The 14398-nt window shown below is 58.2% G+C and carries 11 protein-coding genes; 3 read left to right on the top strand and 8 right to left on the bottom strand.

The genetic code is table 11. From position 1 onward, the window contains the following. The first annotated feature begins 797 nt into the window (after positions 1–797). On the top strand, positions 798–1940 hold the full coding sequence (locus LDO41_RS13170) for a 3-deoxy-7-phosphoheptulonate synthase (protein WP_223988767.1): 1143 nt from the start codon (positions 798–800) through the stop codon (positions 1938–1940). 8 nt (positions 1941–1948) lie between these two features. Here the strand turns inward: LDO41_RS13170 and LDO41_RS13175 are convergent, their stop codons facing one another. Genes LDO41_RS13175 through LDO41_RS13185 form a run of 3 tightly spaced genes read right to left on the bottom strand, consistent with a single transcriptional unit; the run spans position 1949 to position 6449 of the window. Next, positions 1949–2389 carry a hypothetical protein gene (locus LDO41_RS13175; protein ID WP_223988769.1) on the bottom strand — a complete coding sequence of 147 codons (441 nt, stop codon included), beginning with the start codon at positions 2387–2389 and terminating at the stop codon, positions 1949–1951. 37 nt (positions 2390–2426) lie between these two features. Beyond that, complete coding sequence (locus LDO41_RS13180; protein WP_223988771.1) at positions 2427–6047, bottom strand: patatin-like phospholipase family protein; 3621 nt, start codon at positions 6045–6047, stop codon at positions 2427–2429. 27 nt (positions 6048–6074) lie between these two features. Beyond that, positions 6075–6449, bottom strand: a complete 375-nt coding sequence (locus LDO41_RS13185) for a hypothetical protein (protein WP_223988773.1) — start codon at positions 6447–6449, stop codon at positions 6075–6077. A 982-nt stretch (positions 6450–7431) separates the two neighbouring features. Between LDO41_RS13185 and LDO41_RS13190 the strand changes: the two genes are divergently transcribed. Then, positions 7432–8922, top strand: coding sequence for a Dyp-type peroxidase (locus LDO41_RS13190; RefSeq protein ID WP_223988775.1), 1491 nt, complete (start codon positions 7432–7434; stop codon positions 8920–8922). Positions 8923–8978: 56 nt separating this feature from the next. On the opposite strand, the gene LDO41_RS13195 is transcribed toward LDO41_RS13190, so the two are convergent. The 3 genes from LDO41_RS13195 to LDO41_RS13205 all read right to left on the bottom strand — a co-directional run bounded on the left by LDO41_RS13195 (position 8979) and on the right by LDO41_RS13205 (position 11647). Continuing rightward, entirely contained in the window at positions 8979–9581 is a 603-nt protein-coding gene (locus tag LDO41_RS13195) for a hypothetical protein (protein ID WP_223988777.1), read from the bottom strand. Between the two features lie 60 nt (positions 9582–9641). Continuing rightward, positions 9642–10637 (bottom strand): NAD(P)H-quinone oxidoreductase, encoded by a 996-nt coding sequence (locus tag LDO41_RS13200; RefSeq protein WP_223988779.1) that lies wholly within the window; start codon positions 10635–10637, stop codon positions 9642–9644. A gap of 131 nt (positions 10638–10768) precedes the next feature. After that, a complete protein-coding gene (locus tag LDO41_RS13205; protein ID WP_223988781.1) occupies positions 10769–11647 on the bottom strand; it encodes a LysR family transcriptional regulator in 879 nt (292 codons plus the stop codon). A 484-nt stretch (positions 11648–12131) separates the two neighbouring features. On the opposite strand from LDO41_RS13205, the gene LDO41_RS13210 reads away from it, so the two are divergent. Beyond that, positions 12132–12803 carry a response regulator transcription factor gene (locus LDO41_RS13210; RefSeq protein ID WP_223988782.1) on the top strand — a complete coding sequence of 224 codons (672 nt, stop codon included), beginning with the start codon at positions 12132–12134 and terminating at the stop codon, positions 12801–12803. A 5-nt stretch (positions 12804–12808) separates the two neighbouring features. Here LDO41_RS13210 and LDO41_RS13215 read toward each other — a convergent pair whose 3' ends face one another. Beyond that, entirely contained in the window at positions 12809–13735 is a 927-nt protein-coding gene (locus LDO41_RS13215; protein WP_223988784.1) for a LysR family transcriptional regulator, read from the bottom strand. Between the two features lie 82 nt (positions 13736–13817). After that, positions 13818–14372, bottom strand: coding sequence for a cysteine hydrolase family protein (locus LDO41_RS13220; RefSeq protein WP_223988786.1), 555 nt, complete (start codon positions 14370–14372; stop codon positions 13818–13820). Positions 14373–14398 lie beyond the last annotated feature (26 nt).

A 14398-nucleotide genomic window follows, 5' to 3' on the forward strand; every position in this document is an offset into this window, starting at 1 on the left:
ACCTTTCTAGAACCTGTTGACAGAACCTATTTTTTCGAAAATTCGGACAACAATTTTTACTACGAAGCTCAATACTATTATCAAATGGTTACTCCTGCTTGTTGCGTGGAATTTTGCACATTGGCGGGTTGTGTGTGTGCGGTCGGCGGCTGCGATTGACAGAGAAGTTCCGTCTTTCGATTCAATAAATAGTTATTCTTTTGGAGTGGCTATGAACCTTCCAATTTGCCTTCCCCCCTCAGATAGACTCTCGCAGAAGGGCAAAAACATTCATCAACCGGACATAGATTTTCTGGGATATGGGGCCACGCTGATGCCGGCATGCTGTGTTGAGACTTGCATCCCTACCCCTCTGGGGTCTGTTTGTACTTGTTTGGTAGGGGGCTGCGACTAATCCTTAGGCGGAGATATGCCTGCTGAGTTCCTTCCGGTCGTGGCTCCTCTCTGCGACCGGTAGAGGAACGCTAACAAACCTGTGAAACTCACAATCCGGTTAAGAGAAAGGCTATGACCAACAGCCCGTTCCTGGACTTTCTATCTAACTAGCACCGAACAAACCGCAGTAGTTTCGTCGATTCCCGCCTAGTTTCAAAACACAGCAACCTAATGGACCAAATCTCATGAGGTTCACCGTGCAGTCGTCATGGGTGTCTCCGCTGTGGGACGCCGTCGCGAAGAGCCCGTGAAAGACCACTGTCTGAACCTGTCAACTCTCTCATAGCATCTTTCGAATACCCTCCTGAGCTAGACTCTCATCCTTGACCTGCCGCATTTCCAAGTTCCTCAGGAGTTTCACCATGAATGACCCACAAAACACTCCGCCCGTCATCGCCAACGGGCGGCTGGCGGCGTCCGATCGCACCAGCGTGACAGATGACGCTCATGTGGAAGACATCATTCCGTTGCCTCCGCCGGAACATCTGATTCGCTTCTTTCCCATCAGCGGTACGCCTATCGAGACTCTGGTGACCCAGACGCGTCAGCGTATCGCGCGCATTTTGCATGGTGAGGATGACCGGCTGCTGGTGATCATGGGGCCTTGCTCGATTCACGATCCGCAGGCGGCGCTCGAGTATGCGAAGCGGTTGATGGCGCAGCGGGAGCACTATGCGGACTCGCTTGAGATCGTGATGCGCGTGTACTTCGAGAAGCCGCGTACCACGGTGGGTTGGAAGGGGCTGATCAACGACCCGTACCTTGATGAGAGCTACCGCATCGATGAGGGTCTGCGGATTGCGCGTAGCTTGCTGCTTGATATCAATCGCCTGGGGTTGCCAGCGGCTGGCGAGTTCTTGGACGTGATTTCGCCTCAGTACATTGGCGATCTGATTTCGTGGGGTGCTATTGGTGCCCGGACGACTGAGAGCCAGATCCACCGGGAATTGGCGTCGGGTATTTCGGCGCCGATTGGCTTCAAGAACGGCACGGACGGAAATACCAAGATCGCGATCGATGCGATTCAGGCTGCGTCGCGTCCGCACCATTTCCTTGGAGTGCATAAGAACGGCCAGGTGGCGACGGTGCACACCAAGGGCAACCCAGACTGCCACGTTATCCTTCGTGGCGGCAAGGCGCCGAACTACGATGCGGATTCCGTCGCGACCGCCTGCCGCGAGTTGGAGGCGGCCGGGCTTCGTAGCTCACTGATGGTTGATTGCAGCCACGCTAACAGCAGCAAGCAACATCAGAAGCAAATCGATGTTGCGAAGGACGTGGCTCAGCAAGTCAGCAGCGGCAGCGCATCCGTCTTTGGGATCATGGTTGAAAGCAATCTGCTTGCTGGTGCGCAGAAATTCACGCCGGGCCAGCATGACCCGAGCTCGTTGACCTATGGCCAGAGCATCACGGACGCGTGTATTGGGTGGGATGACTCTGCGGCCGTACTGGAAGAACTTAGCAAGCCCGTCAAGACGCGCCGCGGGCGAGGTTCAAGATCATAACGCATGACCTACGACGGCGCCTTACCCGTGGAGGCAGACACGCTCGGCGATACCCAATCCTCCTTTAGCTCATTTCTCGCCTCATCGAAAGCTGTTTTGAGCGCCGTCAGGTCGTCACTTGAACGCCCCGAAATCAAGTAGGCCATGTAAGCACCGTGGAGTTTGTATTGAGCCAGACGGAACTGCTTATATTCCTCATACGGCTGAAGTAGACCGTACGCAAATACGCAGGCGGCAACAAACGCGGAGACTCCGTAATGCCAGTTGTCCGGCAATTGCTTGCTAGCGATCAGTACTCCGCACGCCGAAACGATGACTCCTAGGAAAACGGCACCCGTCTTCGAGATCCAGGCCCACGTATCCCACGAATTTAGAGCACGTTGAACCTCCTCAAGTACTTCCTGGCTACCTGCGCTCGCAAATGCCGCAAGGGAAATTGATCCTGTCATGACTTCCCTCCCCCTAATTCGCGCCGCATGGGCGTGCTCAGTTTGTCTTCGTCTGCGGCGCGATCCAAACTTCGATGGCGTTCGGATTACCGGCGTAACTTTCTGAAAGCGGCTTGACGTCCCATGGCGCGCCCTCCGCCTGCGCAGCACCCTGCAATGCCAACGCACATTCCTTCGACTGTTCGTTGTGGTATAGCACCGTAGTGATCTCGTACGGTATGCGCGAGCGAGTTCCTGCACGACGCGCGGACTCCCATACATCTTCAACTGAAGAGATCGTGGCCCCTACATTTTTCCATGGCGCGCGGTACTGCAACACCTTTTCGCCAAGCGACGGCCCATAGATTCGGATAAAGATGGTCTTCCTATCGCACTCGCGGAAAGACGACATCGGGGCTCCTGGCGCGACCGGAGCAGTGGAAGACCAATTTGCTTCGCCCGTCTCTTTAACCGTCCGAGTAACACCCGATTGTTCGAGATGCGTGGACATCTGATCGGTGATATAGGAGAACAATTGGACGGGAATCGACTTTTCCGGGCAATTTGGCATTTCACCTGCGTCGCTCGAGTTTCTCGGAGTGCTGTAGCTGCGAGTCCAGTACATCGGTCGACAAGCCTTGCGAGGGTCGCTCTGCAAGCATGCCGCAGTCAGCAGGATTTCCTCGGTCAAACGTGAACACGAAGGGTGCAGTGCAGGATACTGTTTGCAGACTGCCTTGGTATCGACCACCATCATTTTCATCAACGAAGATCTGCGGAAGGCCGAGGCATTGTCATCATTGCAAACCACGTCACCAAACCGTAGCAACGCAGTGGCCATTTCTCCCACTTGCGTGCCAGAACTGGCCGTAGCCGCCACCACGGTCTGTGACCCCGTCCGTACCGTCATCTTCCCAAAGAGGTCGGTCAACTCCTTGAAGGCTATCGGGTCGATTCGCTCTGCTGCCTTGCCGGCATCAAGCCGCTGCTGCATGGCCTGCAACACTCCGAACCCGAAGGTAGTCAACGCCCCGAAACCCACAGTAGCCGAAACGACGCCCGTGGATGCGATGCGCGAAGACAGCCGTGTCGTCGCATAGCTGAGCTTTGTTGCACCCGTTTCGCTGTCCATCAAAGCAATCGCGCCATCGTCTATAACGAACAAGTCCGCCAGTCCGGCAGCGTTCTCGAGATCTGCTGGATGAAGCGTGCTACCCAGGGCCTTGCCTAGCTCAAAGTAGCTCTCCCACTGCGCCTCGCTAAAGCACTGATCCGTCGTCGGCTCCTGAGGGAATAGTGGATTATCGGCCTTGAAGTTTACAAGATCCACCGACAATCCTTGGGACATGTTCGGCTTGACGATAAACATGTAACCTTTGGTTCCGAGCCTGCGGTAGTTGATTCTGGCCAGCGCAACGCAAGCCTGACTGTTGGGCGAGGCAATGTCGTTCAATGAACCGAAACGGGACGGCGCCTGCGTCGTACCAGAGCGGTTGGGCCTGAGAAACGTGATCTCCGCCTGCAAATCGATGCGCGCCTTGCGGACCAAGTTCTCCAGATCGCCAAAAGCATAGCGCGGGTCAGCTCCACAATCGGCCACCATCACGATTTCACACCCTTCACGCAACAACGTGTACGCGCCAGTGTTTTCAAAATGACCACCGTCAGTCAAGAACCATTCGCGGTTCGACGTGCCGTCGAACCGGCCGAAAAACTCGTCGACAAATGCCGCATATTTTCCGCTGCGCTTCCGCTTGAGATCATCTAAGGGTAGTCCAGCGTAACTGTCCCACCAGTATCCAAGCCTAACTCCTGCTGCCATGAGGATCGCCGAAATCCCGGATCGGGTGGAAGCACCAAGCCCCGGCGCCACCGCAGCACCCGAGATCGACATCCATGCGCCAAGCGTCATTGCGCCTTTCTCGGTTGCCTTTGACCACCGGTCCGGTACGAAGGACATGTAACCTTTGGGGCCGACTGTCAGCAACAAACCCTTGCGATCCTGGTTGAAAAGCGCGCCTCGAGGATCCCGGGTCTGGTTGGCGCATACGTTGATCAGGTGGATGGGCCCGCCATTCTCATTTGGCGCGTACTCAGCCAGGGGTACGTCATCGCCGTCGAGTACTTCAGTCACCGGAAAGGGAGTTTCCGACGTGTATTTTTCAAGTGGACTCTTTGGCGCGCCGGGACTTATCGAGAATCGTTTGCCATTCGCGGCCCCGAGATAGCTACGCACTAGCCTGGCACGATAGAACGTGAACAGTGAAGACCGATTCAGGAAATCGAAATTGCGATGCGACGTCAGAGCATATAGCCAGGTCGGGACACTGATCCATAGCAACCATTGCACAGCGGGCGAGAACTTCAGAAAAAATTCTGTCCTTGCCTCCTGATCTGGGAACAATGCCAGGGTCACCGCGCCGTGTATGACGCTGACCCAAAAAACGAGGAGCGCAATGGCCAGAATCATTCCCGCAATACTGATCAATGACATTGCGGCGTTGCGCATGAATGGTGTGAGGTTCTTAGGAAGATTGGCCAGACGGGGAACCGCCGCCCGTAACCCAACGGCCAGAAGCACCAATGCCCCCCCTAGTATCCCGTGGAGCCTAGAGAGCGGATTGGCAACAATCCACGCAACATAGTCGACCAACCCCAACAAGATGATCACGAGTGCCACGCGGATGGCGTTTGCGAGCGAGCGGGTCAGCGCGTTACGCATGGCTTCCGGGCTCGCCGTGAACGCCTTGAATGATGCAAGAAGGAGTCCAACGATCCATGCGGATAGCAGCGCGATGGCAAGACATACGAGCGGGAGCGGCAATGCGATGGAACCCGTCACACTTGATAATCCACGGGAAACCGCAATCTTGTGCGAGACGATTAATGCGATGCCGATCAACGCGAATAGCGCCGTCAGGATGTGCGCACCGGATATAGCCTTACGTGAGGGCGGTGCCATCCAGTAGGCACAACTGAGCACTGCACAGAGATACAGTGGAATTGGCAACAGTATCCAGAGTGTCGGCCAGAGCGCCACAAAATCGAGCAAACTGACTAGTCCGCCCCAATCGCCGAAGATCGCTGGCATCGGAAGCGTACCGTTATACAGCCCATCCGCCAGCCCCCAGACCAGAAGGTCAAATCCAACAAGCAAGCTCCCCAACATTAAAGACAGCACGGCGAGCTCGACGTGCACACCGATCAGGTTTCGTGCGAAATTTGCGGCCGCGAACAGTACGTCGTCCGTGCCTTTTGGTATTAGATAGCGGCCGTTCGCTCGCAGCCAGATAGCGAACCAGCGTGTGTCAGGCGTGCCGAGCGACTGTTCCACTGTGCTGGCATCCTGGCCAGATGCAGGGGTGGCATGATGGTACAACTTTCCTATCGTCGATCCGATGTAGCCGCCTCCGGAAACGGTCGAAAGGATATCGAACTGATGAAATATGTTGCGCCTTGCCAGAGCACTGACTAGTCCAAAACAGAACGTGGCGCTTCGAATGCCGCCACCAGAGAGCGCGAGTCCCCATGGTTTGCGGTCAGCTTCGATATGTCCTTGCAACGCGGACGGCAATGCTCGCCGTCTCCGCTCGTATAGATCCCGGATGAATGTCGCCTGATCAGGGTTGGCCTCGGACGCAGTGGGAAGTGGGGCGATGTTGTCCTGATGTTCACTCATGGTGATTACTCCGAGGACATGCCTGCGCTACGCCAGCATCGATGTTGGCGTAGCAACGAATGCGGGAACCTCGATCAACGCGGCCGAACTCCACGACACTATCGTCTGGTCTGCGTGCTGCGTGCTGCGTGGAAGAGCGGTAGCGTTGGTCGGCGGCGCCATTGGCATTGTTTGGGCAGCACGCGCCGTGCGAGCACTCAACAGAGCGATTTTGGCTTGCCCATATTCCCGAAGGAACTTCTCGCAAATGTCCAGCAGGTTGCGTGAGTTCTTTCCACTTTCCAACGCACCGGAGCAGGTCATCACCATCGGTCCCGCATCGCTGCCGTCGAGGAATCGCTCCTGCATTGCCTCGATCGCCGCGACCTGGCTGTCCGACAATGCGGCGCGGGGAACGGTCATCACTGAGCCCCCCCTGCTGCGCGACAACTTCCAGCGTAGTGCTGGAGTTAGGCGTCTTTCCCGTGCTGCCAGCCTGGGTGCCAGACGGTTGCGCGTGAGCCTCACCTTTGTCTGTCGTGACATCTGCCTTCGCGGGTGGCGCCGAAACCATGAGGGGTCCTGGCGCATCGCTGGCAACCAGCTCGATTGCCAGCATCGTGACCATCACGTCGCCAAAGCGACTGAGCAGATGCGTGTAGCTGTTTCGCGTCAACGCGCCATTCTTGATCTGGTTGGGCGTCACGTTGCCCTCGTTCCACTGACCGGCAGAACGGTTATAGACGAGGCGGGTGTCGGCCGTAGAGGCGAGTGTTTCACTGGTACCGAGATGATGGCTGCCGACGGATGGTCCCGTGCAAGCCACCAATGCGAGCGAAACGCCCGAAAGTTGCAATCCGAGCCACGGCATGGTGTTTCCCCCTGTGGCCTGCAACGCAATCCGCAGACAGTACCTTATGCCCCGGCTTCTTGGCTGGCGTCCCGCAAAGACGCACAGCCGTGTCAACGTCCCCCCGAGCGACGACTGGTTCTTCAACCTTCTCAATCCGCTTAAAACGTAAATAACACTGTTGTGTCACAATGATTTGTAGTCAACACAAACACTAAATTTATCTCAATCACCCATAGCATAGTGGCTGATTCCGCAATGGCTCTCCTCCATAAGTATTAGGCAAACGATGGACGGCGACTCACTACGGTGTTCTTAAGCAACCGCTGACGTTCACGTCGCATCAAGAATGAAACACTCTGAACGCGACTTAACACTGCGCAAAATAAGATTCAACACTCAAAACGCTACGTAGCTCTTTACTCGGACGTCGCTGCGCCTATGCTTCGTCGTGCCGCTGTTCACACGCCCCCACCTCTCTCTACAGCGCAGGAATCCTCTCAATGGAGAATCCATTTGTATCCATCATTGAGCCATCAAGTGAGGAGAGTCCCGATGCCTGTCGACCTTGGCAATACCAACCCCATCGATCCCTCGACACCAGAGAACCGGACGTGGTTAAGCAAGTTGCGGGGGAATATTCTTTCCGGTCATGGCCGGGATAACACGATTCATGTGTTCCTGCGATTGCCCGCTGACCAGACCGCGGCCAGACGCATAGTGCGGGAGCTGGGCAGCACTGTCACGTCGGCTCACAAGCAGGAGCTGCACCGCAAGCTCTTCAAGGAGGCTGGTATTCCTGGCGAGCTGTTCCGCACGTTGCTGGTTTCCGCTAATGGTTACCGTAAGCTCGGTTTTGACGATGCAGCATTGCAAGCCGCCTTCGTCGAAAAGGCGGCACCGGTTCCCACGCAATCCAATTTTCTGGATGGTATGGCGGCGAATTTCGCTGAACTGGGCGATCCTGCAAAGGAGCAGTGGGACCTGGGGTTTCGGGATGGCAACATCGACCTCATGCTATTGCTCGCAGACGATGACAATGAGCGACTCATAACGGAGGCGCGCCAGGCAATCGACCAACTCGAGGCCGAGTGCGAACTTGTGTGTGTCGAGCGCGGTACGGCGCTGCGTACCGATGACGGCGAAGGCATCGAACATTTTGGGTACGTCGATGGCCGCAGCCAGCCGCTGTTTCTCACCACCGAGTTCCGTAATCTGGAAGCCGGCGCGATCGGCCCGGCAACCCAGGAAGCCAGTGGTGGCTCGATGAACGACTGGAAGCCATTTGCTTCATTGGGGCTGGTGCTCCACGAAGATACCCTTGCGAGCGGCACCGATTGCTTCGGTAGCTACTTCGTGTTTCGCAAACTCGAACAGAATGTGCGCGACTTCACCATTGCTGAACAGAGGCTCGCAGACCTACTCGACCTCAAGGACGAGGAGCGAGAGCGCGCAGGGGCGATGGTGGTGGGACGTTTCCGTGACGGCTCGCCTCTGGTCAAGTCAGGCTCCGATCATCACACACCCGTCAAGGCCAACGACTTCATCTATGACGGCGCCACAGGCGATGTGTCCGGTGCGAAATGCCCATTCCAGGCACACATCCGCAAGACCAACCCGCGGGGCGACACGGTGCGCGAACTTGGGGCTCCATTCGACGACGAACGTGGCCATCGAATCGCTCGGCGGGGCATCCCCTATGGGACGCGCAATCGCCATCCCAATGCGTTTCAGGCGCTGGACGATCTACCGTCGAAAGATGTCGGGCTGCTGTTCATGTGCTATCAGTCCAGTATCCGCAATCAGTTTGCGTTCATGCAGCACTCTTGGGCAAACAATGAGGGCTTCATCCCGCATGCAGGGGATAAAACCGGCACCGACCCTATCATCGGACAAGTCGGCACGCCAACAGAGGATCAAAGCTGGTTTCCGACCTATGACGACCCCACTGGCAGCAAGAAGTCCTTCTTCGGAAAGTTTGTCACGATGAAGGGTGGCGAGTTTTTCTTTGCGCCGAGCATTCCGTTCCTCACCGGCTTGAACTGAGCGGCAGGACGCGCGACGGGCGATGATTTAGCGCCGTCGCGCGTCACTGACTGCGCTTAAGCCGTCTGCTTCAACCGTGCCGCCCTGGCAATGCTCTCCGCGAACAGCGGTGTTTCCCGGCGGTTGTGGTCGCCCGATGCGGATTGACGATCTTTTGCAGCTTGTTCGAAGGTCAGGCCGTTCTTCTCGATAAACGCCAGAAAATCATCCGTCGGGTGCGACGTCACCGCGTTGGTGTATTCCGTCTTCCCATCCGCCAGTCGCTTCGCCTTCAGCTCCCAAATCACCTGCACCTTCGTGCGGCCATGCGGCGTGAAGACGTCGGAGATGGACACCATCTTGCAATACCCCGGTTCCGTGACTTCGCCTACGTAGTGCTGCACCACCAAGCCCGAGCCGATCATTTCCACGTTGATGGACATGCGTTTGCCGTCGTCGGTCCACGTGGCCCCAGCAGCGATATGGTCGGGCGGGGCGCAGCGTTGGTACTCCGCATCTGGCAGCGCGAACAGCCATTGCGCGATGTCCACCGTGTCGTAATCGACGTCGATCACGTGGCTGAAGGCGCTTTGCGAGAGGACGAGATCGTTGCGGACGGAGGTCATGGTATTTCTCCAATGAGTAAGAAAGAAATCAAGCGAGCGATGCTGCTTGGTCATAGTCTCCTGCACTGCATCTCAATCTTATTTTTTAGATATTTCCTGCGTTTAGTTATTGCCTCAGGTTGTCAGGATAATTTTTCCGACGTTCTCCGCAGACTCCATGCGGCGATGCGCGTCTGCTGCCTGCGCTAGCGGGAATGTGCTGTCGACCACGGGCATCAAGCTTGTGCCGGCGTTGAAATGCTCGAGCCAGTGTTCTCGGAAGCGGCGGGTCATGGCGTGTTTTTCCGCTTGGGTGCGGGACTTCATGACGGTGCCGATGATTTGCAGGTGTCGGTACAGGATTTGCGCCAGGTCGAAGCCGACTTCTCCGCCGCCGCCCAGTAGGCCGACTTGTATCAGGCGACCGCCATGGGTCAACGATGCGATGTTCTTGGCGAAGTACGGTGCGCCGATGAAATCGATCACCACATCCACCCCACCCTTCTCGCTCTTTGCCGCGACGAATTTGGCGACGACTGCGGCGAAATCTTCGGTTCGATAGTCGATAACGTGGTCCGCGCCGAGCTGCACCACGCGGTCGTGTTTTGATGCGTCGGCGGTAGCAAACACCGTTGCGCCTGTCGCATGGGCAAGTTGTACGACCGCGGAACCTACGCCGCCGGCGGCTGCGTGTACCAGCACGGCGTCGCCTTTCTTCAAGCGACCGAGGTGTAGCAGCGCTTCGTGGGCGGTGACGAACACCTCTGGAATCGCTGCGGCGTGGATATAGTCCATGCCGGCTGGAATCGGCATTGCCATGCGCCAGTCGATGCGTGCAACCTCGGCATAAGCGCCGCCGCCGACTACGCCCATGACGCGGTCGCCTACGTGGTAGCCATGCGCGTCGCTACCGACCTCGATGACCTCGCCCGCGATCTCCAGACCCATGATGGTGGAGTCGCCGAAGTCCGGGCGGCCATATCCGCCGCGGCGGTGGGTCAGGTCGGCGCGATTGACGCCGGCTGCGTGGACACGTACGAGGAGATCGGTGGGCCGTACCGTGGGTACGGAAGCGTCATCGAGGTGAAGTACGGCAGCGTCGCCGAACTCCTTGAACAGGATTGCTTTCATTTGGCTTGACTCTTGAATGCCGGTCTCGGCATGAGGAGAGTCATGGTAGCGCTTGATCCGTGAGAATTAGCGATGCAAAAACGCATCACTGATGGTGCAAATTGCATGCACGGTGCTACCGCCATTTCCTCTTATACTGCGTCCTGGTCTTTGAAGGACTCTGCGATCTTGTCGATCATTGCCCTGACCCGTGCGGTATGCCGCAGGTCCTGATGCGTGACCAACCAGACCTCATATCGTTTGGCCCGTTCGCGATCCGGCAGAACGCGCACCAACCCATCGCGCTCCGCCATGGGCACCGGCACCTCGCCGATGGCCTTGCCCATGCGGATCAGCGCGCGCAACATCAAACTGGAATTGACCGCGGCCGCAAGCCTGCCAGCGTCGATCGGCAGTCCCACGAGCGTTGATGGAAGGTTTGCGGTGGCATGCGACTGGAACATGACAAGGTCATGTCCGGCGAATGCGTCGTTGTCGTTCGGCTCTCCGCGCTGCGCCAGATACTCGCGCGATGCGTACAGTCCCACCGGCCAGCGCGCCAGCCGCCGCGCGACCAGGTCCGGATTCTCGGGCTTCTGATTGCGGATGGCGATATCGGCCTCGCGTCGTGCGAGGTTCAGCATCTGCGTGGATGTGTTGAGGTTCACCTGCACATCCGGATGCTCGGCATGAAGCCGCGCAATCGCGGGAATGACAAACCCCAATGCCAGCGTATCGGTCGTGGTCACCTTGACCTCGCCGGCCAGCCGCGTATCCGTGCCTTGTGCCTGCCTGACCAGATCGTTGGCGGACTTCTCCATCTTCTCGGCCGAGCGCAAGACGCTCTCACCCGCGGATGTCAGCACATAGCCGTCAGACGTACGCAGAAACAGCGTGGCCCCCAGTGCGTGCTCGAGCGCCGCCAATCTACGCCCTACCGTGGCCTGATCCACACCGGCCACGCGCGCCGCGCTACGCAGCGTCCCCTCGCGCTGGAGCGCCAGAAAGATTCGAGTATCGTCCCAGTTCACTTACGTGCCCGACCCATGAAGTTGAAAACTGCGGCAATAGTACAGGGGCCTCGCGGCGTTCGGCGGTCGCGGTCGACACCAGCTCCAGATAACGGCGGCTGGTTTCAAAGAATGCGTGGGAATTGAACATCGAGCTCTCACGGTCTGTTGGAACAGATACGCATGGTATCGACTTGCCCGGTTTAAAGCTCTTGCACATAGGAGCAGGCGGGCCCGGCAAATCGCTTAGGGGGATCACACCTTGGCATAGCCCATGCAAGGAAAGGATGGGGTTGTGACGGATGATCTCCGCAATGGCATCGTCAATACGCCCCGCAACCGGCAGATCCACAATGTGGCGGCGCTGAACAAGTGCGGCCTGCACACATTGCCGGCGCGCGCGTAACCTAAAGAGGTCCGCCTTGAGTAAAAGTGCATAAAGCGACGCATATCCCTTGAGGCGGCCCGACTTTCCTGTACTTGCCCAACACGAAAGGAGGCGGTGATGTTCTACGCTCCCGCTATGCACTCCATCGAGGCGGATGACGATGGACTTGTGATTGTCGTGGACGACGACGCTGGCGTGCGCTCGGCATTGGCCAACTTGTTCAACTCGGTTGGCCTGCGAAACCTGACCCTGGGGTCCGCCGATGAATTACTGACGCTGAAGCTGCCGGATTCGCCGTTCTGCGTGGTGCTCGATATGCGCCTGCGTGAGGTGAGCGGATTGGACGTCCAGTCGCAGTTGCGCAAGCGTCGGCCTGCCATGCCAATCATCTTTATCTCCGGCCATGCCGACTTTGCGACGGGTGTGGCGGCGATGAAAGGCGGCGCGTGCGATTTTATCGCCAAGCCATTTCGCGAGCAGGATCTGCTCGACGCCGTCTACCGTGCGCTGGACGACGATCGTTCCCGCCACGCCAAGGATGCACGTGTGCACGCACTGCGGGGCCGGTATGCGGAACTGTCGCCGCGCGAGCAGGAGGTGATGTCGCTTGCCACGGCGGGGCTGCTCAACAAGCAGGTGGCCAGTGCAATTGGCATTGCCGAAGCCACGGTGAAGATTCACCGCGGTCAGGCCATGCGCAAGATGGAGGCAAAGACGTTCGCGGAGCTGGTGACCATGGCGGACGCCCTATCGGTGCGAGGCCGCGGGCGAGCGCAGGCTGCGATTTGAAGCGCCTACTTCCGCGTCCTGCCCGCCTTCTGTAGTTGCAACGCGGCATCGCCACGCAATGTTGTCGTGGCCAGATCCAGAAACGCTCGGACTTTGCCCGCGGCGTGGCGCCCCTCGTGCTGAATCACATGAATGGGCAAGATCGCGGTGTCGTGCCCGTGCAGCACTTCCGTCAGCGCGCCCTCGGCCAGCGGCCTGGCCACCATATACGACAGCAGCCGTGCAATGCCAAAGCCGCCGGTGGCCGCGGTAATTGCATCGTCGTTGGAAGAGACCATCAGGCGCGGGCGCACCTGCACCATGACCTGCTCGCCGGCTTGATCGAAGCGCCAGATTGGCGAGGGCGTCAGACCCGTCGTCGCGATTAACGCATGCTGTCGCAGATCCGCGGGCGCGCGCGGAGCGCCGTGCTCCGAGAGATAGGCCGGGGACGCGCACACGACGCGCCGTACCTGCCCCACGGGTAGCGCCTGATAGCTGGAGTCCTGCAACACGCCAATGCGGATGGCCACGTCGACGCCCTCGTCCATCATGTTGACGACGCGATCGACAAAGCGGCATTCGACTTCAGTATCGGGATAGGACCGCAGGTAGGCCATCACGATGGGCGTGATATACATGCGGCCGAACATCGCGGGGGCCGTCATGACCAGGCGTCCACGGATCGATTGGTGCGTGCCCGCAGCAGCTTCCTCCAGTTCCGCGAGATCGGCCAGCAAGCGGCGGCAGTCGTCCGCGTAGCGCGCGCCAACCTCGGTCAGGCGCACGACGCGTGTGGTACGCGCCAGCAGCCGTACACCCATGCGCGCTTCCAGACTGTTGACCGCCCGTGTGACCACCGGCGGCGAGATTTTCAGTTTGCGCGCTGCAGCAGCGAAGCCACCTTCGTCTACTACCGCGACGAAGATGGTCATTGCCTCGAGTCGTTCCACGTAATTCTCCCGCTTGGTAACCGTCGCTGCCTTGAGCGACGATAACCATTATGGCGAGAATCAACGCGGAATGTCGGGGTGCTTACGCGTTGGCAGCCACGAAGGCTTCGGTGGACACAACATCGGCATAGCCGAATCGCAAAGCCGCCATGAACGCGGCATGCACTTGCTGGGCCGGGACTTTGACGCCTTCGAATTCGAGGCAGTGCGTGGCGCAGGCATCGTGGACCACGGTTGTGTGATAGCCGAAATCGTCAGAGGCGCGCGTCACCGCGTCCATGCACATATGGCTCATATTGCCGATTGCTACCACTGCCTCGATGCCATGCTCCTGAAGGATCTTGTGCAGATCGGTGCCGCGATACGGATTCATATGATGCTTGACGACCACGCGCTCGCTGGGCAGGTTCGCCGTCTTCGGGTAAAGCTGCACGCCATGGGTATCGGCCACGAAGAATGCCGCATCCTTTTCCAGCGACACGTGCTGGATATGGATAACGAGATCGCCCTTGCGTCGGGCCGCCTCGATCACGGCGTGCGCGTTGTCCGCGGCAGCCTCCACGTTGTCGAGTTGCCATTTCCCGCCGGGGAAATAGTCGTTCTGGATATCGACCACGATCAGTGCAGTCTTTGGCATTTCAATTCCTTTCAATACGATGCCGG

This window comes from Cupriavidus pampae (genome assembly GCF_914271485.1).
Lineage (GTDB): Bacteria > Pseudomonadota > Gammaproteobacteria > Burkholderiales > Burkholderiaceae > Cupriavidus > Cupriavidus pampae.

Bases quoted from the DNA above. Each gene is read 5' to 3' on its own strand.
- LDO41_RS13170 (WP_223988767.1), top strand. From the start codon at position 798: ATGAATGACCCACAAAACACTCCGCCCGTCATCGCCAACGGGCGGCTG.
- LDO41_RS13175 (WP_223988769.1), bottom strand. From the start codon at position 2,389: ATGACAGGATCAATTTCCCTTGCGGCATTTGCGAGCGCAGGTAGCCAG.
- LDO41_RS13180 (WP_223988771.1), bottom strand. From the start codon at position 6,047: ATGAGTGAACATCAGGACAACATCGCCCCACTTCCCACTGCGTCCGAG.
- LDO41_RS13185 (WP_223988773.1), bottom strand. From the start codon at position 6,449: ATGACCGTTCCCCGCGCCGCATTGTCGGACAGCCAGGTCGCGGCGATC.
- LDO41_RS13190 (WP_223988775.1), top strand. From the start codon at position 7,432: ATGCCTGTCGACCTTGGCAATACCAACCCCATCGATCCCTCGACACCA.
- LDO41_RS13195 (WP_223988777.1), bottom strand. From the start codon at position 9,581: ATGACCAAGCAGCATCGCTCGCTTGATTTCTTTCTTACTCATTGGAGA.
- LDO41_RS13200 (WP_223988779.1), bottom strand. From the start codon at position 10,637: ATGAAAGCAATCCTGTTCAAGGAGTTCGGCGACGCTGCCGTACTTCAC.
- LDO41_RS13210 (WP_223988782.1), top strand. From the start codon at position 12,132: ATGTTCTACGCTCCCGCTATGCACTCCATCGAGGCGGATGACGATGGA.
- LDO41_RS13220 (WP_223988786.1), bottom strand. From the start codon at position 14,372: ATGCCAAAGACTGCACTGATCGTGGTCGATATCCAGAACGACTATTTC.